Here is a 19,510-nt window from a genome sequence, read left to right on the forward strand (position 1 = left end):
ACTGTTAAAAATATGTAGAATTTAGCGGTTATTCATTCCATCGGCACAGGCTCGATTCGTATTATGTCTGGTCTGCGCATTCAGCATATCAGCCTTATCTGCTGCGTCAGTGCGCCTCATCCCAGTTATCGCCAACCCCGGAATCGACCACCAGTGGCACGCGTAATTCGGCCGCGGCCGACATGCGCGTGGTCACTTCGCTCAGCAGCGTATCGACGAAATCGGTCTCGGCTTCGAACACCAGTTCGTCGTGCACCTGCAGGATCATCAGCGCACGCTCGGCGTGGTCGGCGATCCAGCCGTCCACGCTGACCATGGCGCGCTTGATGATGTCGGCGGCGGTGCCCTGCATCGGTGCGTTGATGGCGGCGCGCTCGGCGCCGGCGCGCTGGCCCTGGCTGCCGGCGTTGATGAAGTCCAGATACAGCCGGCGGCCGAACACCGTCTCCACGTAGCCCTTGTCGCGTGCCTGCTGACGGGTGGTTTCCATGAAGTCGCGTACGCCCGGGTAACGGCTGAAATACAACGCGATGTAGTCCTGCGCCTCGCCGCGGCCGATGCCGAGCTGGCGGGCAAGACCAAACGCGCTCATGCCGTACATCAGGCCGAAGTTGATCGCCTTGGCGGCGCGGCGCTCGTCAGCGCTGACGGTGTCGATGGTGCGGCCGAACACCTCGGCGGCGGTGGCGCGGTGCACGTCGGCGCCGGACTCGAACGCACCGACCAGGCCCGGGTCGCCGGACAGGTGCGCCATGATGCGCAGCTCGATCTGCGAGTAATCGCAGGCGATCAGCTTGCGCCCGGCCGGGGCGACGAAGGCGCGGCGGATGCGGCGGCCGTCTTCGGTGCGGATCGGGATGTTCTGCAGGTTGGGATCGGACGAGGACAGCCGCCCGGTGGCCGCGCCGGCCTGGTGGTAGCTGGTGTGCACGCGCCCGGACTGCGGGTGGATCATCTCCGGCAGCTTGTCGGTGTAGGTGCTGCGCAGCTTGGTCAGGCCGCGGTATTCCAGGATCACCCGCGGCAGCTCGTGCTGGTCGGCGATGGCTTCCAGCGCCTCTTCGTTGGTCGAAGGCTGGCCCTTGGGCGTCTTGACCACGGCGGGCAGCTTGAGCTCGTCGAACAGCAGCGCCTGCAGCTGCTTGGGCGAGTCCAGGTTGAAGCTGCGCCCGGCCAGCTCGGTGGCCTTCTGCTGGGCGGCGAGCATGCGCTTGGACAGGTCCGCGCTCTGGCGGCGCAGTTCGGCCGCGTCCACGCACACGCCGTTGGCTTCGATACGCGCCAGCACTTCCACCAGCGGCATCTCGATGTCACGGTAGACCTGCTCCAGGCCCGGCTCGGCGGCCAGCCTGGGGCCGAGCACCTGGTGCAGGCGCAGGGTGATGTCGGCATCTTCGGCGGCGTAGCGGGTGGCGTCGTCCAGGCTGATCTGGGCAAACGGGATCTGCTTGGCGCCCTTGCCGCAGACGTCCTCGTACTTGACCGTGTCGTAGCCCAGGTAGCGCTTGGCCAGGCTGTCCATGTCGTGGCGGGCGCTGCCGGAATTGAGCACGAAGCTCTCCAGCAGGGTGTCGTCGCTGTAGCCGGCCAGGGCGATGCCGTGGCGACGCATCACGTGCAGGTCGTACTTGCCGTGCTGGCCGAGCTTGCGCACCGCAGGGTCGGTGAGCAACGGCGCCAGCTGCGCCAGCGCCTGGGCACGGTCGAGCTGGGCCGGGGCGCCGGGGAAGTTGTGACCGAACGGCAGATACGCCGCCTGGCCGGGCTCGGCCGCCACGCTCAGGCCGATCAGATCGGCCTGCAGTGGGTCCAGGCTGTCGGTTTCGGTATCGAAGGCGAACTGGCCGGCGGCGCGCAGGCGCGCGATCCAGCTGTCGAGCTGTTCCTGGGTCAGGATGGTCTCGTACTGGCCGGGCGCCGACAGCGCGGGGTCCACTTCCACCGGGGCGCTGGCCGGGCCGGACACGAAGCCGGTGCCGCGCGCGCGGCCGGGTTCGGTGCGGGCGCTGGCTGCGGCGGCTCCCAACGGCATCGGTTCGGTCGACAGGCCGGCCTGGGCGGCTGCACCGCCGAGTTCACGCAGCGCCTGGGTGAAGCCGTAGCGTGCGTACAGCACCGCCAGCGTTTCCGCGTTGGGCTCGCGCAGGTCCAGCGCGCGCGGGCCGCTGGCCAGGGTCACGTCGGTCTTGATGGTGACCAGTTCGCGGTTGAGCGGCAGCCGCGGCAGCGCGGCGCGCAGGTTGTCGCCGATCTTGCCCTTGATCTTGTCGGCGTTGGCGATCACCCCATCGAGCGAGTCGTATTCGGCCAGCCATTTGGCGGCGGTCTTGGGGCCGCACTTCTCCACGCCGGGCACGTTGTCCACGGTGTCGCCCATCAGCGCCAGCAGGTCGACGATCTGGTCGGGGCGCACGCCGAACTTGGCGATCACCGCCTCGTCCGAATCCATGCGGCTGCCACTCATGGTGTTGACCAGTTCGATGCCCGGGCGGACCAGCTGGGCAAAGTCCTTGTCGCCGGTGGAGATGGTCACGCTCAGGCCATCGGCGGCGGCCTGCAAGGCCAGCGTGCCGATCACGTCGTCGGCTTCCACGCCGTCGATGCGCAGGATGTCGATGCCCAGCGCATGCACGATGTCGCACATCGGCTGCACCTGCGCGCGCAGGTCGTCGGGCATCGACGGGCGATTGGCCTTGTAGTCGGCATACAAGTCATCACGGAAGGTCTTGCCCGGCGCATCCACCACGAACGCGACATAGGCCGGGCGTTCCTTCAGGGTGGCACGCAGCATGTTGACCACGCCGAACAAGGCACCGGTGGGCTCTCCGTGGGCATTGGTCAGCGGCGGAAGCGCGTGGAACGCGCGGTACAGGTAACTGGACCCGTCGATCAGGACTAATCTGCTCATGCGCCAATTCTACGCTGCACGCTCACGCCACACCGTGCCGGCGCATACTTGCCGACGACCTAGAACGGATGACGACGATGAAGAGAGCAAGTCTTTTGCTGCTGCCGTTACTGCTGCTCGGCGGCTGCGCCACCAGCGGCGCGGTCGGCGATGTGCCGGCCGGCGCGGATGTCACCAGCAAGACCATGGGCAATGGCGACAAGGTCGACGAGTACCGGGTCAACGGCCAGCTGGAAATGGTGCGGGTGACGCCTGCACGCGGTGCGCCCTACTTCCTGTACGACCGCGATCACGACGGGCATACCGATGCGGAGAAGGACAAGGTCAACAAGGTGTATTGGAAGCTGTATAGCTGGTGATTCGGGATTCGGCAATCGGCAATCGGCAATCGGGAATCGGGAATCGGGAATCGGGAATCGGGAATCGTAGAGCGTAAGCCTGGCGGACCTTCCGGCGCTGGTTTCGGTGACACCAGCCTAGTGCCGGGCGAGATGGCCCGGTGGTTCTCGGTACTCCGCCGCATGGCGACAGGGATTGTCTGCGCTGCCGCCCTGCGGCAGCTGTCGGCCGGCGGCACTGGGCCGGCCCGAGACTTCATCTCAGCGTTGTGCCACCGACGTTGTGGTTTCTGCGCTGGAGATTGCGGGAAGCGCCTTGGCCGGGGCGACCAGGGCCAAGGTCTGGCGTGCGGCGCGCAAGGGTTGTTCGGCATCGCCGTAGATGCCGGTCAGAATCTGCAATGCCTGCTGCGCGTGGTCGCGCGCGGCGGCCATCTGGCCGAGCCTGCGCTCGGCTTCGGACAGGCCGCGCAGGATCTCGGCGGTCTGTGGATGCGCGCGGCCCAGCACCCGCATGGACGACGCCAGCGATGCGCGCTGTTCGGCCAGCGAGGCATCAAGCTGACCACTGTCCAATAGCCACAACGCATGGTTGCTGCGATAGGCGATGGTGGCCGGCGCATCGTCGCCGAACAGGGTGCGCGCGCGCTCCAGGACTGCGCGGTAATGCGGGCCGGCGTCGGCCAGCTTGCCTTGCTGCCGCAATGCGTCGGCCAGGTTGCTTTCCACCATCAAGGTGTCGGCGGCGTTGTCGCCGTAGAGCTTGCGGGTGAGGCGCAGCAACGAGGCCAGTTCGGTTTCGGCAGCGGCAAAGTCGCGCTGCATCAGCAGGAACACCGCCAGGCTGTTGCGCATCGACAGCACCAGCGGGTGCTCCGGCCCGCGCATGGCGATGCGCTCGCGCAGCAGGCTGCGCTGCAGGGCGATCGCCGGCAGCAGCTGGCCGACATCGGCCAGCAGGCCGGCATAGACATTGCCGGCATCGATGCGTTGATCGGCGGTGGTGGCACCGTTGGCCAGCGCGGCGACATAGGCATGCCGGCTCTCTGCCATGGCATCGGCCATGCGGCCCTGGTCGCGCAACGCCCAGGCCAAGCGCGCGTGCATTTCGTTGCCAAGCGCCTGCTGTTCTGCGTTGCCGCCTGCGGCCAGCGCGATGCCCTGGCGCAGCGTCTGTTCGGCCTCGTTCGCCTTGCCAGCGCCGGTCAGTGCCTGGCCGAGCATGCATGCCGCTTTCAGGGCCGGCACGCTGGCTGCGCCCGTGTGCTGCCGCGCCAATGTCTGGGCGATGCGCAGATGCAGCACGGCCTGCGGATAATCGCCCAGCGCGATCAGCGTGCGGCCCAGGGTCAGCTCCACCTGCGTACGAGCATCCGGCTGATCGGCCAACTCACGCGCGGCACGCTGCGAGGCCTGCTGCAGCACACGCAGCATCAGCGTCTTGTCCAGATCCTGCGCAATGCCCGGGTCCACGCTGGACAGCACCGAACTCATGAAGTCGCCGGTGACCTGCGCGCGTTGCGCATCGCGCGCAGCGTGTTGCAGCGACCACAGTGTTGCGCCCAGGCCGGCAACCAGCGCGATCGAAACAAGTGCAGCAGCCAGCACGCCGCTGCGATGGCGCTGGATGAACTTGCGTAGCCGCAACCAGCCGCCGGCCTGCAACGCATGTGGCGGATAACCATCCAGCCAACGGTGCAGATCGTCCAGCAAGGCCGACACCGACGCGTAGCGCGCGCCCGGTTCCGGCGCCAGCGCGCGCAGCACGATCGCATCCAGGCCATCGCGCAGCTGATCCTGCAGCTTGCCGTGGGTGGTCGCACGGGCCGCGCAGATGCGCGCGCGCGCATCCGCCGGCACTGCCGCCACCCGCTGCGATGGCGGCTGCGGCACGCCGTCGCGGTCTGCCACCGGGGCCAGCCCGCAACTCAGTTCGTAGAACATCGCACCCAGCGCATAGATGTCGCTGCGTGCGTCCACCTCCGGCGCGCCGCGCGCCTGTTCCGGGCTCATGTAGCCGGGCGTGCCGCGGCCATGCGCGGAGGTCATGCCGGGGTTGGACGCATCGATGGCGATGCCGAAATCGATCACGCCCGGCATCGGCCGCCCGTCGACCGCGCTGACCAGCACGTTGCTCGGTTTGAGATCGCGATGGATCACGCCTTTCTGGTGGGCGTGCTGCACTGCCTCGCCAACCCGCAGCATCAGCAGCACGCGCGCCTGCAGCGACAGCAGGTGCGCATCGCACCACCAGGTGATCGGCTCGCCGCGCAGATACTCCATCACCAGATACGGACGGCCGTGCGCATCGGTACCCACGTCGTGAATCTGCGCGATCGCCGGGTGCACCATCTGCGCCAGCAGCCGACATTCGAACTCGAACAAGGCGCGGCCCTGCACATCCAGGGCTTCGGCGGCCACCAGCTTGATCGCCACCTCGCGCTCGTAGGCACCGTCGGCGCGATGACCCAGATAGACCTGGCCCATGCCGCCGGCGCCGATCAGGCGGTCGATCGCCCAGGCACCGAAGCGCGTGCCGGCCGGCAGTTCCGGCAGCGGCGCGCGCAGTGCAGCAGCGGCCTGTTGCAGCGGCGCACGCACGCGCAGCGTGGCCTGCGATTCCACCGCCAGCATCGCCAGCAACTCATCACGCAGCACTGCATCGTCGCCGGCTTGCGTACGCGCGAATGCCTCGCGCGCTTCCACCGGCAGCTGACAGGCCTGATGGAACAAGGCCTCCAATCGCTGCCAGGAGGTGGCGGCACTGCTCACAGCTGCGCCGCCAGCCACACCCGCGCGAAGCGCAGGTCGCGCTCCAGCGTCGGCACCGACACCTCCAGTTGCTCGGCCGCCTCGGCCACGCTGAAACCCACCAGCTCGGTCAGCGCGAAGGCCTTGGCCTTGCGCTCGTCCACCCGCGCCAGCTTGTCGAAGGCATCGGCAACCACCATCAAGGCCTCCGGCCGTGGCGCGCCGTCGGACAAACTGATCGTCAGGGTCACCGCCTGCCCCAGCCGCTTGGCGCTGGCATGTTGGCGGGCCAGATCCACCAGCAGATGGCGCATCTGCAGCGCCGCCACCGCATAGAAATGCGTGCGCGAGCGAAACGCCTGCTGGCCCTGCTCCAGCCGCATCCAGGCCTCGTGCACCACCTCGGTCGCCTGCAGGCCGGCACGCGCATCGCGCCGCAGCTCGCGCAACGCGGTGGAGCGCAGCACCTCATAGACCTGCCGCGCCAATGCATCGCCCGCGCCGGGCTCATCGCGCTGCCAGGCCTGCAACAACTCGGTGATCGGCAGCTCGGACATCCGGTCCATCTCGCCTGCGTGGAAGCGCAGTATCCCGCATTGGCGACCGGGCAGGCATTTCAAAACCAAACGGTTTAGCTCGCCTGCGCCGTCCCTGGCAAACGCGCGTGGGGCAGCAGGTCAGGCAGCCATCAAGGTGCGGGCTGCCAGGTCGGCCCCTGGCAGATGAAGGCCACGCAGCCTTCCACCTTCAAGGAGCCATCCGCCCCGCGCGTGAGCTTGGCGTTGTAGGTCTTGCCGGACTCGGGGTTGTAGATCCTGCCTTTCCACAGATCCCCGGCATCCACCAGTTCGCTGAGGATCACCGTGCCTTCCACCGGGTTGTTGCGCTTGCCCGGATCCGGATTGAAGACATCGGTCTTTGCACTACCGGGCTTGCTCCTCAAGACCTTGACGATGGTGCCGCAGAGCGACGCGCCACAGGGCCGGATTTCCACCAGGGCCTGCTGGTTATCGGTAAACCATTTTCCGGTGATCGGTTCGGCAGCGAATGCAGGCACACTCAGCACGGCAAGGGCAAATACCAGACAGCGTGTGGCAGAGATAACGTGGCTCATTGGCTTGGTTCAACCTTCAATAAGACGCGAAGACCAGCGTGGCTGGCAGGCCTGGCTGATAACGGACGACTGACTCTGGAGTGATTGAGTCAGGAGCTTCGATCTTATTGACGCACTCTTGGGACTTGATTAGCCGAGGCTCGGCAACCCGGCATCGCGCTCAACCTGCAGCGTCATCTGGGAGGCAGCTTGCGGGGCACTTAAGGTTGCTAACAAAACACCAGTACCTGCACACCACTTGATCTTGTCGGACGGCATCGCGCTCCATAGCTCACCCTTTCGAATCCGCGAATCAGCGCGGCCTCACGCAACGCCCGTGCTGGCTGTTGCCGGCCCCGATCTTGATGCGATGCCATTGGCTCCGCAGTAGCCACCACCCGACGTGCAGGCCGGGTCATGCGCTTTCCAGTGTCACGGTGCATCAAGGAAAGGGCCGGCCGGTTGATCTGGATCGCGGTCGCTCGCACCAATGCGTGACGCAGCACCGAATTCACGAAAGGCGATGATGGGTTGGCGCCGCTTTTCTCGGTTGACCAGATGACAGGCCCCGGGGAGGGCCGCAGGCAGCACCCGCATGAGCGACACCCGCTATTACGGCGCCATCGTCCCGCAAGCATCGGCATCGGTGGAGGCGCATGCGCCGCTGATGATCGATCTGCTGACCTACATCGAGCAGCACATCGGCGAGGCCGAGCTCGGTACCGAGTCCCTGCAGCAGGCGTTCGGGCTGTCGCGTGCGTCGTTGTACCGGCTGTTCCAGTCGCGCGGGGGCGTGGCCAGCTATATCCGCGAGCAGCGCCTGTGCGCTGCGTACCGTTATCTGCAGGCCTACCCGGAGTGCGGCCTGACCTGGCTGCTGTACGAAATGGGCTTTGCGTCGGAGCGGCAGTTCCAACGCTGTTTCCAGCAGCGTTTCGGCATGCCGCCGATGCAATGGCGCCGCCAGTGCCGCGCCGCGCCGCCGCCGCATTCACCACGCCGCGGACACTACATGCCGGTGTGGCGCTTCATGCGCGAGCTGGGCGAGGATGCGCAGCGCGATCACGCATCGGTGTGCGCCGGCACGCTGCCGGTGCAGCCCGCCACGCTGGCGCATACCGAAGCGCTACGGCGTCTTGCACAGCCGGCACCAATGGAAAGCTGACCTCCAATTTGCAATCCGCGTAGGGGCGCGCCTGAGCGCGATGAGGCTTTACCGATAACGCCCCGTCGCGCTCAGGCGCGCTCCTACGAGAGATTGTGCGACTTGGAACGTAGGACGCTTTGCATCTGCTTTGGCGCAGCAAAACATCCAACGATCAGCGGATCACCAGCACCGGGATCGAACTGTGCGTGAGCACCTCCACCGTCTGGCTACCAAGCAGCATGCGGCGCATGCCACGGCGGCCGTGCGAGGTCATGATGATCAGATCGCTGTTGCACTCCTTGGCGGTCTGCACGATGCCTTCGGCGGCGAAGCGGTCCAGCACGTGGCGCGACGTGGCCTTGATATTGGCCGCAGCCGCCAGCTCCAGCGCCGGGCGCAGGATCTTCTCTGCGGCAGCTTCGCGTTCCTTGCGGTACTCCGGACTTGCCTCGTAGCCCACGCTCCAGCCCATCGCGTCGTACATGCCCATTGCCCACGGCTCGGACACGGTGACGATATCCACCTTAGCACCGGTGGCCTTGGCCAATTCCAGGCCTTGGAACAAACCGCGATGCGACAACTCGGACGCATCGATGGCGATCAGGATACGTTTGTACATGGTGACCTCCTTGGATGACCGGCCTGGCTGCCGGCGCAATCAGCCTGACAGTGCGCTGCGGTACACGCATTGATGCGCATCAATGCGGCCACGCGGCGTGCTGCAACACTCAATCGGTTGGCGCGGCATCGGCAGCGTCGCGGCTTGCGCGTACGCGCGCGGGATTGCCCAGCGCGATCGCGCCGGCCGGCACGTCGCGGGTGACCACCGCACCGGCGCCGATCACCGCGTCGTCGCCGATGCTCACGCCAGGCAGGATGATCGCACCGCCGCCGATCCACACGTTGCGGCCGATACGGATCGGCCGCCCGAACTCCAGCCCGCTGGCGCGTCCTGCCGCGTCGCGCGGATGGTCGGCGGCATAGAACTGCACCGCAGGGCCCACCTGCGTGCCCTCGCCGATGCTGACCTCGCAGACATCCAGGATCACGCAATTGAAGTTGAGGAATACACCCGCGCCCAGACGGATGTTGTAGCCATAGTCGCAATGAAACGGCGGGCGAATCACCGCGCCTTCGCCCACATCGGCCAACCGCTCGACCAGCAGCGCGTGCCGCTGGGCGGGCGGCTGCGCGGCGCTGGCGTTGTAGCGCGCCATCCAGCCGGCAGCTGCCGCCTGGTCGGCCTGCAACTCGGTATCAGCCGCGTTGTACAGCTCGCCTGCGAGCATTTTTTGTTTCTCGGTCTGCATGGTGCGCGTATCTCTGTGCGATCGGTGCCGGCACAGGGTGTCACGGATGCCGCGAAGAAGGCATCGAGCGATGCACCAATCGTGCGGATGCACAGGTTCAAGGAACGTGCATGCCACGCTGATGGACGATTATCGCTTCTCGGCGCCGGAGCACCTGGAGATTAGCCGCGATGGAAGAAACCTGGCCGCAGTGAAACAGGCGCAACGGGCGCCATGCGCCTCGTCTCCTGCAGGGACCACTGCGCTCCGTTCGTAGACTGCCAAGTTGACGTTACAAGTTCCGGTTACGAAGGCGGCGCACCGGCGCATGACCAACTGCCAGAAGACTGTATCGTTACAACCAGCATGCACCCTCAGCCGCTAAAACTTTCAGCGGCCCAATCATTTGTAAGGTGCAAGCTTATAGATCCCCTTGGCCACAATGATATCGTTCATCCGAGCAATATTGCTCAACAACTCACTTTCTATTCTGGAGTCAGCCCAAGTTTCGCTGCACCCAAAAAATTCAATCTTCATAAGTGCAGTGATATAGGAAAGTCGCATTTCGAACTCATCCACGACATTCTCTTCATCTTCAAACGCCGTGTCCAGCGTCTGTCCATCCATAAAACGTTCGTGAACATTTGCCTTTACCGTCATTTGAAGCTCGCTGCCTGATTTAAGAGCGGCAACGGCGGCTCGAAATGCCTCGTCATATTCTTCGTTATGACCTTGAGCAATTGCCAGCCGACCCTTCATCACCAAGGCAGCTTCAATCCAAGTCCAACAATCATAGCTATTGGCAAAAGGGATCTGGGAAATAGGCTCTACCAGTTCAGAGGCAGCGCGCGTGTCACCCATGGCAAACAGCACATACGCCAGTTTCACTGATGACTCAAGGACGCCTTTGGCTGTTCTCTTTTTATTGGCTGGCAACTTCTCCAAGTGCTGCGCTATTTTTTTATCGGCATTTGAAAAAAGACCGAGTGCCTCGAAAGCGTTCATAATGTGATCCGGCATGATGAAGTGCTCACAAGAATGACGATCTTTTTCTTCATCTGTCTGCGCGCCTTGGTCATCGCTGTCCCGTAACGTAATCGGCTACATATGCGCAAGCAAGACTGCACGCGCGTGCGGGCCGGAATGGAGCCGATCGGTTGTATGCCTACGGCATCTGCATCAACCACCAACCGCCGCTACACCAGCGTCAAATTCGCGTACGCCATCACTAGCCACTTGGCGCCGACGTCGTCGAATTGCACCTGCACGCGCGCGTGCGCGCCGGCGCCTTCGTAGTCCACCACCACGCCGCTGCCGAACTTGGGGTGTTCGACATTGGCGCCGAGCTTGATCGGTGCGGCTTCGACCACGCCATGTACCGGTCCGCCGCGGGTCGCGCCCAGCGAGGCGGTGCGCGAGACCTGCACTTTCGGGCGCACTTCGTGCAGCAGCTCGCGCGGAATCTCGCGCAGGAAGCGCGAGGGCACGTTGTAGTTGTCCTGGCCGTGGATGCGTCGCGATTCGGCGTAGCACAGCACCAGCTTCTGCCGCGCGCGGGTGATGCCCACATAGGCCAGGCGGCGCTCTTCTTCCAGCCGGCCGCTTTCTTCCAGCGAACGCGCGCTCGGGAACAGGCCGTCTTCCAGGCCGACCAGGAACACGATGGGGAATTCCAGGCCCTTGGCCGAATGCAGCGTCATCAGCTGCACGCCTTCTTCGCCGGCCTGGGCCTGGCCTTCGCCGGCTTCCAGCGAGGCGTAGGCCAGGAAGGCCACCAGCTCGGTCATGCCCTGGCTGTCTTCATCGTCCGGGCGGGTGAAGCGCGAGGCCACCGACACCAGTTCGTCCAGGTTCTCGGTACGCGATTCCGAATCCAGCCCGCTGCGGCTTTCCTTGGCCCAATGCTCGCGCAGGCCCGAGCGCATCAGCACATGGTCGATGCGTTCGGCCAGTTCCATGTCGCCGGTTTCGGCGTGCAACTGGCCGACCAGGCTCAGGAACGTGGCCAGCGCATTGCGGGCGCGGGCGGCCAGGGTGTTTTCCTGCGTGGACAGCATTGCCGCTTCCCACAGCGACAAGGCGTTGGCGCGTGCCAGGCGGCGCACTTCATCCAGCGTGCGATCGCCGATGCCGCGCGTGGGCGTATTGACCGCGCGCTCGAACGCGGCATCGTCGCTGCGGTTGGTGAGCAGGCGCAGGTACGCCAACGCATCCTTGATTTCGGCACGCTCGAAGAAGCGCATGCCGCCATACACACGGTACGGCAGCTGCTCGGAAATCAGCGCTTCTTCCAGCGCGCGCGACTGCGCGTTGCTGCGATACAGCACCGCCACTTCGCCATAACTGCCGCCGTCGCGCACCCACTGCCGCGCGCGCTCGACCACATAGCGCGCCTCGTCGACCTCGTTGTAGGCCGCATACAGGTCGATCGGATCGCCGTCGCCGGAATCGGTCCACAGCTGCTTGCCGATCCGGTCCGGGTTATGCGCGATCACCGCATTGGCCGCGCCCAGGATATTGGCGCTGGAGCGGTAGTTCTGCTCCAGCCGCACGGTCTGCGCGCCGGGGAAATCCTTCAGGAAGCGCTGGACGTTCTCGACCTTGGCGCCGCGCCAGCCGTAGATGGCCTGGTCGTCGTCGCCGACCACGAACACGTGGCCGGTCTCGCCGGCCAGCACGCGCACGAAGGCGTACTGGATGGCGTTGGTGTCCTGGAATTCGTCGACCAGGATCTCGCGGAAGCGCGCACGGTAATGCGCCAGCAAGGCCGGGGTATCGCGCAGCAGTTCGTGCGCGCGCAGCAGCAACTCGGCGAAATCGAGCAGGCCGGAGCGGTCGCAACGTTCCTGGTAGGCCGCGTACACCTGCCGGCGTACCTCGGTCCAGTCGTCGTTGGGCTCGGGCTGGATATGCTGCGGACGGCGGCCTTCGTCCTTCTGCTCGTTGATCCACCAGCTCATCTGCTTGGGCGGATACTTGCCCTCGTCCAGCTCCAGCGCCTGCACCACGCGCTTGACCAGCCGCAGCTGGTCGTCGCTGTCCATGACCTGGAAGCCTTCCGGCAGCCGCGCATCCTGCCAGTGCAGGCGCAACAACCGGTGCGCCAGCCCATGGAAGGTACCGATCCACATCCCGCGGCTGCCGTTGCGCAGCTGCAGGTCGGTGCGGTGGCGCATTTCGCCGGCGGCCTTGTTGGTGAAGGTCACCGCGAAGATGCCGTGGTTGGGCACGCCCTGGACTTCGTTGAGCCAGGCGATGCGATGGATCAGCACGCGCGTCTTGCCGGAGCCGGCGCCGGCCAGCACGAGGTAATGCCCCGGCGGCGCGGAAACGGCCTCGCGCTGGGCGGGGTTTAAATGATCGAGCAAATGAGAGACATCCACCGCCGTATTTTACCGGTTGTGGCGTCGCTGCGGCTGAGATTGCGATGAAGCGGTTGGGAATGCGGGGCTTCGCACGTACCCTCATCCGCCCCTGCGGGGCGAGAAGGCACCGCTTGCGCGCCATTGGCGCGCGTGCCTTGGAGCGCCCGCGCCAATGGCGCGGGCCGGGGCGCGCAGCGGGGATTGGGGTGAGGGTACGGGGCGAAGCAGTCGGTGCATCACTTCCGAAGACGCGTGGCGACGCGTTTGTCACTGCAGGCACTGATGGAGGTCTGAGGCGCCCTCATCCGGCGCTACGCGCCAGCTTCTCCCGGCGGGAGAAGGGACCAACGCCCCTCTCCCGTCAGATCTCGCGGCTGGCCGATCAATCGCCGCCTGGCAGCCCCAACACATCCCGCGCAATCGCCGCTGCCTGCTCACGCAGCTCCGGCACTGCCAGGCTCTCCCACAACGACCCGATCCGCAGGCTGCCGATCACCCGCAACCGCGGATTGGCGCGCCCCTCGGCGTCGATCAGACAGCCATCGGCAGCGGTATCCACCCCGATCCCGTGCGGCCCGGCCACCGCAATGCCCTGCCCCAGCAGCTGCTGCAGCAGCGGGTTGCGCATCGCCTGCACGCGCATTTCCACGCCGGTGGCGTTGACCAGCGTCTGCACATCCAGCTGCAAGGCATGCCCGGCACTGGCGCCGGCACTGAGCCGCACGCAGGCGCCGGCCTGGAACGCTACATCCAGCCGCGCGCGATGCAGCTGCAACTGTCCGCGCGCGCGCATCGCCTGCAGTTGCGCATGCACCGGCGCGGCGATGCGGTGACGATGCACATCCCAATAGCGCACCACGTGGCGCAGGAAGCGGCGTTGGTCGGCAGCCGACAGCGTTTGCCACAGGGCCTGACTCAGCGGGCGCACACGCTCCATCACGCTCTGCCAGGGCAGGCCTTGCGCCATCGCCACCCGCGCGTGCTGCCGCAAGCTACGCATCCGTGCACGCAGCGACAGCGCCAGCAACGGCTGCGGATCGAAGTCCGCCGCAACGCAGTGCGCCTGCGGCAACGGCAGCAGCCCATGCCGCGACACCACGTGCACCGCCCCGCGATGCGCCTGCGCGGCCAGCGTCACCACCGTGTCGGCCATGCTCAATCCCGAGCCGACGATGCACACCGCCGCGTCCTGCGGCAACGCGGCGACCGCCTCGGTATCCCAGGCTTCCACCCGCTGGGTTGCCGACAGGCCGGTGGCCCCGCGAAGCGGCAACGGCCGCAACGCATTGCCTACCGCCAGCACCACGCTGCTGGCGTGCAGGGTCTGCCCATCGTCGAGCTGCAACCGCGCGCCGTCGGCATCGGCGTGCAGCGTCTGCACGCGGGCGCTGTGCACGGTGAGCGTCGCCGGGCTCTGCGCACGCGCGGCCTGCAGGCGTTCGCGCAAGTAGGGTGCGTAGTGCCGGCGCCCGACGAAGTGCTGCGGCAGCTGCGTGTCCTCCAGCTCCGGGCAGCAGGCATGCGCACGCAGGTAATCGACGAAATCTTGCGGCGCCTCCACCAACGCACTCATCCGCGCAGCAGGCACATTGAGCAGATGTTCGGGACGCGCGGTGGAGTAGGCCACGCCCTCGCCCAGCACCGCGTGCGGCTCGATCAGCACGATCTGCACCGGCGCCACGGCCTGACGCAACAGCTGCAGCGCCACCAGCACCCCGGATGCGCCACCGCCAACGATGGCGATCACTGCATCGCCGGGACCACGCAATTCATTCATCCGGCAATTGTAGGCGATGCGTCGCGTCGCACCGATGACAGCGGTCATGCCCGCGGCGATGGCCGGGATGGCCCCGCGCGCGCATGCCGGCGCGGCGCAGCGCAGCCGTCCAACAAAGCGGTCGCCGGACGCGTCCATTCGAGCGCGGGCGCGTTTGCATGCGGCGCGATCTTGCCGCCCCAGACGCGTCCCCCACTTCACCTGCCACCGCAGGCACCCACTGCGCCACAACGGGCACTGCGCGCGCATGGACCGCGCCCGCACGCACTACATCAACGCATCGGCCAGGCGCGCAATGCCTTCGCGACTGCGGCGCCAGGCCGGGCGCGTGCGCCATTGCTCCAGCTCCAGCTGGCGTGCATTGGCCAGGTAATCCTGCTCGATCGTACGCAGGCGCTGCACCACGCCCTGGTCGTAGCAAAGCATGCCGATCTCGGCATTGAGCGCGAACGAGCGGATGTCCAGGTTGATCGAGCCGACCAGCGCGATGTCCTCGTCCACGCTCAGGTGCTTGGCATGCAGGAAGTGCGGGCGATACAGCGCAATCTTGACCCCGCAACGCAGCAGCTCTTCGAAATACGCCTCCTGCGCCCAGGCCGCCAGGATCTGGTTGTTGCTCTCCGACAGGATCAGCTGCACATCCACGCCCGACACCGCAGCAATGCGCAAGGCACTGAGCAAGGCCTCGTCGGGGACGAAATACGGTGTCACCAGCACCACCTTGCGCCGCGCCAGATGGATCACCGCGTTGATCGCATCGCGCGCATTCTCGAACGGATACGCCGGCCCGCTGGGCAGCAGCTGCGTGGCGATGTTGGCCTCGCACACCGGCGCATCCGGCCATACGTCCAGGCGCTGTCCGGTTTCGGTGAACCAGTCGCTGGCGAACACCGCTTCCAGATGATTGACCACCGGCCCGCGCACGCGCGCCACCAACTCGCGATTGGGCACCCCATCGATGAAGCCGGCCTCGGCCAGGTTCTGCGAGCCGACAAAGCCCACCTGGTTGTCGATCACCGCAATCTTGCGGTGGTTGCGCAGATCCATGCGCCCGCTGCGGCGCCAGCGCAGGCCGCCGGGCAACACCGCCAGCACGTCCACTCCACCGGCCTGCAGCTGCTTGCGGTAATGGCGCAGACCGCGCTTGGCGCCCACCGCATCCAGCAGCACGCGGCAGCGCACGCCGCGCGCACCGGCACGCAGCAGCGCGGCGACCACCGCGTCGCCCACCGCATCGTCGAACATCAGGTAATACAGCAGATGCACGCGCTTTTCCGCCATGTCGATCGCGGTGATCAAGGCCTGCAGCGACCGCGTGTAGTCGTCCAGCAAGTCCACCGCATTGCCCAGCGTGGGCATGAAATCGCCCTGGCGTTCGATCAGCGGCACCACCTCGGCGCTGCTGGTGTCCGCCTGCGGGGTCCAGCGCAAGGCATGCAGCGGCAGTTGCTGCTCGCGGATCACCTGCGAGGCAGTGGCCTGGCGTTCCACCCGCACCCGCGATAGCCACGGATGCCCGAACAGCAGATACAGCGGCAGGCCGACCACCGGCACGAAGCCGATCAGCAGCAACCAGCTGCGTGCCGCGCCCGGCGTGGTGCGGGCCGGAATCCACAACAGCGCGGCCAGGCGAATCGCCCAGTCCAGTGCCAACAGCCAGGTCCCTTGCAACCAGTCAGGCAGCATCAGCGATCCGTTCTCAAGAAGGCTCCGATTCTGACCGCCCGGTGCGTGAACGCAACGGGGCGGGCGCGTCGATCGGCGCGCAATAGCGAAACGGCCCGCCCTGCGCGTCGGCCGGCTGCACGCGCTCGGCACAGACCTGCCGCAGCGTCTGCACGAATGCCGACTGCGCGCGGGTGGGATGCCAGTCGCTGCGCAGCGTCATGCCGATCTGGCGGCGCAGCTGCGGCCCGGCGCGGCCGACCTCGCACAGCAAGCCGGCGCGGCGCTCGAACAGGAACTGGTCGCGCGACATCAGCGTGAGCCAGTCGCCTTCCAGCAGCAGCCCGCGGATGGTGAGCTCCGCGCCGCATTCGATACGCAGCGCCGGTGGCTCGATGCCCTGATCGCGAAACATCTGCTCCCAGCGTGCGCGCACCGGCGTGCCGGTGGTGGCGATCACCCAGGGATAGTCCAGCAACTGCGCGAACGCATAGGCGCGCCCGGCCAGCGGATGCCCGCTGCGCGCCACGATCACCGGCTCGTCGTCGAACAATGGCTCCTGCAGCACATCGCGCACCGGCAACGGCTCGCGCAGCGCACCGATCAGCAGGTCCAGCCCGCCCTCGCGCAGATGCGCCAGCAATTCGTCATACGGGCCTTCGACCACGTTGACGCTGGCACCGGGATGCGCGCGCGCAAACCGCGCCAGTACCTGCGGCAGCAGGATCGCCCGCGCCAGCGGCATCACCCCCAGCGCGATCCGGCCGGCGTGCTGCGAGCGCAACGCGCTCACTTCGTCCAGGCCGGCGCGCAATTCGGCCAGCGCCAGGCGCACCTGCCGCAGCAGCCGCGTGGCCACCGGCGTGGCCTGCATGGTCTTGCCGCGGCGCACCGTCAGCGGCACCTCGATCACATCGGCCAGCGACTGCACCGCGCGGTAGATCGCCGGTTGCGAGACCCCGGCGCGCGCCGCCGCCAGCGAATAACTCCCGGCCACATCCACCGCGACCAGCGCCTGCAGTTGCCCCAGCGAGACCCGTCGCTCCAGGCCGGGCCGGGCCGGCAACCGCAACGCCCGCCGCGCCACTCGGATGCCGCGACCCAGTTGCTCCAACGCCCGTGCGATGCGCGGCACCAGCAACTGCGTGGCCTCGGTGGCGACCATGCCGCCCGGATGCCGTTCGAACAGGCGCACGCCGAGCTGCTGTTCCAACCGCGCCACCGCCTGGGTCAATGCCGGTTGCGACAGATTCACCTGCGGCGCGGCCGCGCTGATGCTGCCCAGCCGGTGCACCACCACCAGGGCGTAGAGATGGCGAAGGTTCGGCTCGGGAGTCGGCGGCATGCTCTAACTATAAGCAAAACCAATATGCATACCTCAAATGAATCTTGAGCCAGCAGGCGATCGCCGCACAGACTCGATGCACCCCTAACGAGGATGGATGGATGAGCCAGGTCGTCACCCGGATCGAGCGCACCCCGTTGGCCGTCGTCGACGGGCTTGCGCAGGCCGGCGTGGCCACCGTGCACGAGGCGCAGGGGCGCAGCGGCCTGCTGCACCATCGCCTGCGCCCGATCTACGCCGGCTGCCGCATCGCCGGCACCGCCGTCACCGTGTCGATCCCACCCGGCGACAACTGGATGATGCATGTGGCCATCGAGCAACTGCAGCCCGGCGATGTGCTGGTGGTCGCCCCGACCAGCGCCTGCTGCGATGGCTATTTCGGCGATCTGCTCGCCACCTCGGCGCAGGCGCGCGGCTGCCGCGGGCTGATCATCGATGCCGGAGTACGCGATGTGCGCGACCTCACGGCGATGCAGTTCCCCGCCTGGAGCCGCGCCATCTGCGCGCAGGGCACCATCAAGGAGACGCTGGGCTCGGTCAATGTGCCGCTGGTCTGCGCCGACGCGCTGGTGCAGCCGGGCGATGTGGTGGTAGCCGACGACGATGGCGTGTGCGTGGTGCCGCGCGCCAGCGCCGACGCGGTGCTGGCCGAAGCGCAAGCACGCGAAGCGCGCGAGCTGCGCAAACGCGAGCGCCTGGCACGCGGCGAACTGGGCCTGGACATCTACGCGATGCGCGAGCGGCTGGCGGCCAAGGGCCTGCGCTATGTCTGAGCACATCCGCGCGATGTGGATGCGCGGCGGCACCTCCAAGGGCGGCTTTTTCCTGGCCGACGAGTTGCCGAGCAAACGCGCCGCACGCGATGCCTTCCTGCTGCGCGCCTACGGCTCGCCGGATGTCCGCCAGATCGACGGCATGGGCGGCGCCGACCCGCTGACCTCCAAGGTCGCGGTGGTGTCGCGCTCGGCACGCGCCGATGCCGACGTGGACTATCTGTTCCTGCAGGTGTCGGTGGACCAGGCACAGGTCAGCGACGCGCAGAACTGCGGCAACATGCTGGCCGGCGTTGCGCCGTTCGCGCTGGAGCGGGGCTTGTTGCCCGCACGCGATGGCGAAACCGAGGTGCGCATCTTCATGCGCAACACCGGCACGCTGGCCACCGCCAGCGTGCAGACGCCCGGCGGCCAGGTGCGCTACGACGGCGACGCGCGCATCGACGGCGTGCCCGGCACCGCTGCGCCGATTGCGCTGGCATTTGCCGACATCGCCGGCTCCTCGTGCGGCGCCTTGCTGCCGACCGGCAATAGCGTCGACACCCTGGAGGGCGTGGAGGTCACGCTGATCGACAACGGCATGCCCTGCGTGGTGCTGCGCGCCAGCGATCTGGGCATCAGCGGTTACGAAAACCGCAACACCCTCGATGCAGACGAGGCATTGAAAATCCGCCTGGAATCGCTTCGTTTGCAGGCCGGCCCGTTGATGCAGCTGGGCGATGTTGCCGACGCGACCGTGCCTAAGATGATGCTGGTCGCCGCACCGCGCCACGGCGGCGCAATCAGCGTGCGCTCGTTCATTCCGCACCGCTGCCACGCCTCGATCGGCGTGCTCGGCGCCGTCACCGTGGCCACTGCCTGCCTGCTGCCCGGCTCGCCCGCGCATGATCTGGCGCAGCTGCCTAGCGGCACCACCCAGCAGCTGGAGGTCGAGCATCCCAGTGGTGCGAGCAGCTGCGTGATCACGGTCGATTCGCACGGCGAGGTGGTGCGCGCTGCCGTGCTGCGCACTGCACGCAAGCTGTTCGATGGGCAGTTGTATGGCTGAGCGGATGGATG

General features: G+C 66.8%; 14 protein-coding genes and 1 pseudogene. 4 read left to right on the forward strand and 11 right to left on the reverse strand.

Annotated features, from left to right (window positions below; all coding sequences use genetic code 11):
• Positions 1-106 precede the first annotated feature (106 nt).
• Entirely contained in the window at positions 107-2,908 is a 2,802-nt protein-coding gene (gene polA, locus ABQY64_RS19700) for a DNA polymerase I (RefSeq protein ID WP_349780300.1), read from the reverse strand.
• A gap of 77 nt (positions 2,909-2,985) precedes the next feature.
• On the opposite strand from polA, the gene ABQY64_RS19705 reads away from it, so the two are divergent.
• Positions 2,986-3,267, forward strand: a complete 282-nt coding sequence (locus ABQY64_RS19705; protein WP_039515413.1) for a DUF2782 domain-containing protein — start codon at positions 2,986-2,988, stop codon at positions 3,265-3,267.
• Positions 3,268-3,507: 240 nt separating this feature from the next.
• Here the strand turns inward: ABQY64_RS19705 and ABQY64_RS19710 are convergent, their stop codons facing one another.
• The 3 genes from ABQY64_RS19710 to ABQY64_RS19720 all read right to left on the reverse strand — a co-directional run bounded on the left by ABQY64_RS19710 (position 3,508) and on the right by ABQY64_RS19720 (position 7,111).
• Positions 3,508-6,036: a tetratricopeptide repeat protein gene (locus tag ABQY64_RS19710; protein ID WP_349780299.1), complete on the reverse strand. Its 2,529-nt coding sequence runs from the start codon at positions 6,034-6,036 to the stop codon at positions 3,508-3,510.
• The gene (gene ecfK / locus ABQY64_RS19715; protein WP_065049533.1) at positions 6,015-6,554 is read right to left on the reverse strand and encodes an ECF-type sigma factor EcfK; all 540 of its coding nucleotides are present in this window, start codon (positions 6,552-6,554) and stop codon (positions 6,015-6,017) included. The genes ABQY64_RS19710 and ecfK overlap by 22 nt, the downstream gene beginning before the upstream one ends.
• A gap of 131 nt (positions 6,555-6,685) precedes the next feature.
• On the reverse strand, positions 6,686-7,111 hold the full coding sequence (locus ABQY64_RS19720) for a DUF2147 domain-containing protein (protein ID WP_065049531.1): 426 nt from the start codon (positions 7,109-7,111) through the stop codon (positions 6,686-6,688).
• A 510-nt stretch (positions 7,112-7,621) separates the two neighbouring features.
• Here ABQY64_RS19720 and tagK point away from each other — a divergent pair.
• Positions 7,622-8,255, forward strand: a pseudogene (gene tagK, locus ABQY64_RS19725) (transcriptional regulator TagK).
• Positions 8,256-8,409: 154 nt separating this feature from the next.
• Here tagK and ABQY64_RS19730 read toward each other — a convergent pair.
• The 7 genes from ABQY64_RS19730 to ABQY64_RS19760 form a co-directional block, all read right to left on the reverse strand.
• Positions 8,410-8,856, reverse strand: coding sequence for a universal stress protein (locus tag ABQY64_RS19730; protein WP_016902734.1), 447 nt, complete (start codon positions 8,854-8,856; stop codon positions 8,410-8,412).
• Positions 8,857-8,965: 109 nt separating this feature from the next.
• A complete protein-coding gene (locus tag ABQY64_RS19735) occupies positions 8,966-9,547 on the reverse strand; it encodes a sugar O-acetyltransferase (protein ID WP_349780298.1) in 582 nt (193 codons plus the stop codon).
• 381 nt (positions 9,548-9,928) lie between these two features.
• A complete protein-coding gene (locus ABQY64_RS19740; protein WP_349780297.1) occupies positions 9,929-10,531 on the reverse strand; it encodes a DUF6707 family protein in 603 nt (200 codons plus the stop codon).
• 191 nt (positions 10,532-10,722) lie between these two features.
• Entirely contained in the window at positions 10,723-12,909 is a 2,187-nt protein-coding gene (uvrD, locus tag ABQY64_RS19745) for a DNA helicase II (protein ID WP_349780296.1), read from the reverse strand.
• 364 nt (positions 12,910-13,273) lie between these two features.
• On the reverse strand, positions 13,274-14,668 hold the full coding sequence (locus ABQY64_RS19750; RefSeq protein ID WP_349780295.1) for an FAD/NAD(P)-binding protein: 1,395 nt from the start codon (positions 14,666-14,668) through the stop codon (positions 13,274-13,276).
• A gap of 267 nt (positions 14,669-14,935) precedes the next feature.
• Positions 14,936-16,354, reverse strand: a complete 1,419-nt coding sequence (cls, locus tag ABQY64_RS19755) for a cardiolipin synthase (RefSeq protein ID WP_349780294.1) — start codon at positions 16,352-16,354, stop codon at positions 14,936-14,938.
• 13 nt (positions 16,355-16,367) lie between these two features.
• The gene (locus ABQY64_RS19760) at positions 16,368-17,678 is read right to left on the reverse strand and encodes a LysR substrate-binding domain-containing protein (RefSeq protein WP_349780293.1); all 1,311 of its coding nucleotides are present in this window, start codon (positions 17,676-17,678) and stop codon (positions 16,368-16,370) included.
• Between the two features lie 101 nt (positions 17,679-17,779).
• Here ABQY64_RS19760 and ABQY64_RS19765 point away from each other — a divergent pair, with 101 nt between their 5' ends.
• Positions 17,780-18,451 (forward strand): 4-carboxy-4-hydroxy-2-oxoadipate aldolase/oxaloacetate decarboxylase, encoded by a 672-nt coding sequence (locus ABQY64_RS19765; protein ID WP_166764836.1) that lies wholly within the window; start codon positions 17,780-17,782, stop codon positions 18,449-18,451.
• Complete coding sequence (locus ABQY64_RS19770; RefSeq protein WP_349780292.1) at positions 18,444-19,499, forward strand: 4-oxalomesaconate tautomerase; 1,056 nt, start codon at positions 18,444-18,446, stop codon at positions 19,497-19,499. The genes ABQY64_RS19765 and ABQY64_RS19770 overlap by 8 nt, the downstream gene beginning before the upstream one ends.
• Positions 19,500-19,510: the final 11 nt, after the last annotated feature.

Source organism: Xanthomonas sp. WHRI 7065, assembly GCF_040203115.2.
Classification (GTDB): domain Bacteria; phylum Pseudomonadota; class Gammaproteobacteria; order Xanthomonadales; family Xanthomonadaceae; genus Xanthomonas; species Xanthomonas arboricola.

Excerpts from the sequence above, each read along its gene's own strand:
- ABQY64_RS19750 (WP_349780295.1), bottom strand. The coding sequence starts at position 14,668 with ATGAATGAATTGCGTGGTCCCGGCGATGCAGTGATCGCCATCGTTGGC.
- ABQY64_RS19760 (WP_349780293.1), bottom strand. The coding sequence starts at position 17,678 with ATGCCGCCGACTCCCGAGCCGAACCTTCGCCATCTCTACGCCCTGGTG.
- polA (WP_349780300.1), bottom strand. The coding sequence starts at position 2,908 with ATGAGCAGATTAGTCCTGATCGACGGGTCCAGTTACCTGTACCGCGCG.
- cls (WP_349780294.1), bottom strand. The coding sequence starts at position 16,354 with ATGCTGCCTGACTGGTTGCAAGGGACCTGGCTGTTGGCACTGGACTGG.
- ABQY64_RS19705 (WP_039515413.1), top strand. The coding sequence starts at position 2,986 with ATGAAGAGAGCAAGTCTTTTGCTGCTGCCGTTACTGCTGCTCGGCGGC.
- ABQY64_RS19740 (WP_349780297.1), bottom strand. The coding sequence starts at position 10,531 with ATGAACGCTTTCGAGGCACTCGGTCTTTTTTCAAATGCCGATAAAAAA.
- ABQY64_RS19720 (WP_065049531.1), bottom strand. The coding sequence starts at position 7,111 with ATGAGCCACGTTATCTCTGCCACACGCTGTCTGGTATTTGCCCTTGCC.
- ABQY64_RS19735 (WP_349780298.1), bottom strand. The coding sequence starts at position 9,547 with ATGCAGACCGAGAAACAAAAAATGCTCGCAGGCGAGCTGTACAACGCG.
- ecfK (WP_065049533.1), bottom strand. The coding sequence starts at position 6,554 with ATGTCCGAGCTGCCGATCACCGAGTTGTTGCAGGCCTGGCAGCGCGAT.
- ABQY64_RS19770 (WP_349780292.1), top strand. The coding sequence starts at position 18,444 with ATGTCTGAGCACATCCGCGCGATGTGGATGCGCGGCGGCACCTCCAAG.
- ABQY64_RS19765 (WP_166764836.1), top strand. The coding sequence starts at position 17,780 with ATGAGCCAGGTCGTCACCCGGATCGAGCGCACCCCGTTGGCCGTCGTC.
- ABQY64_RS19730 (WP_016902734.1), bottom strand. The coding sequence starts at position 8,856 with ATGTACAAACGTATCCTGATCGCCATCGATGCGTCCGAGTTGTCGCAT.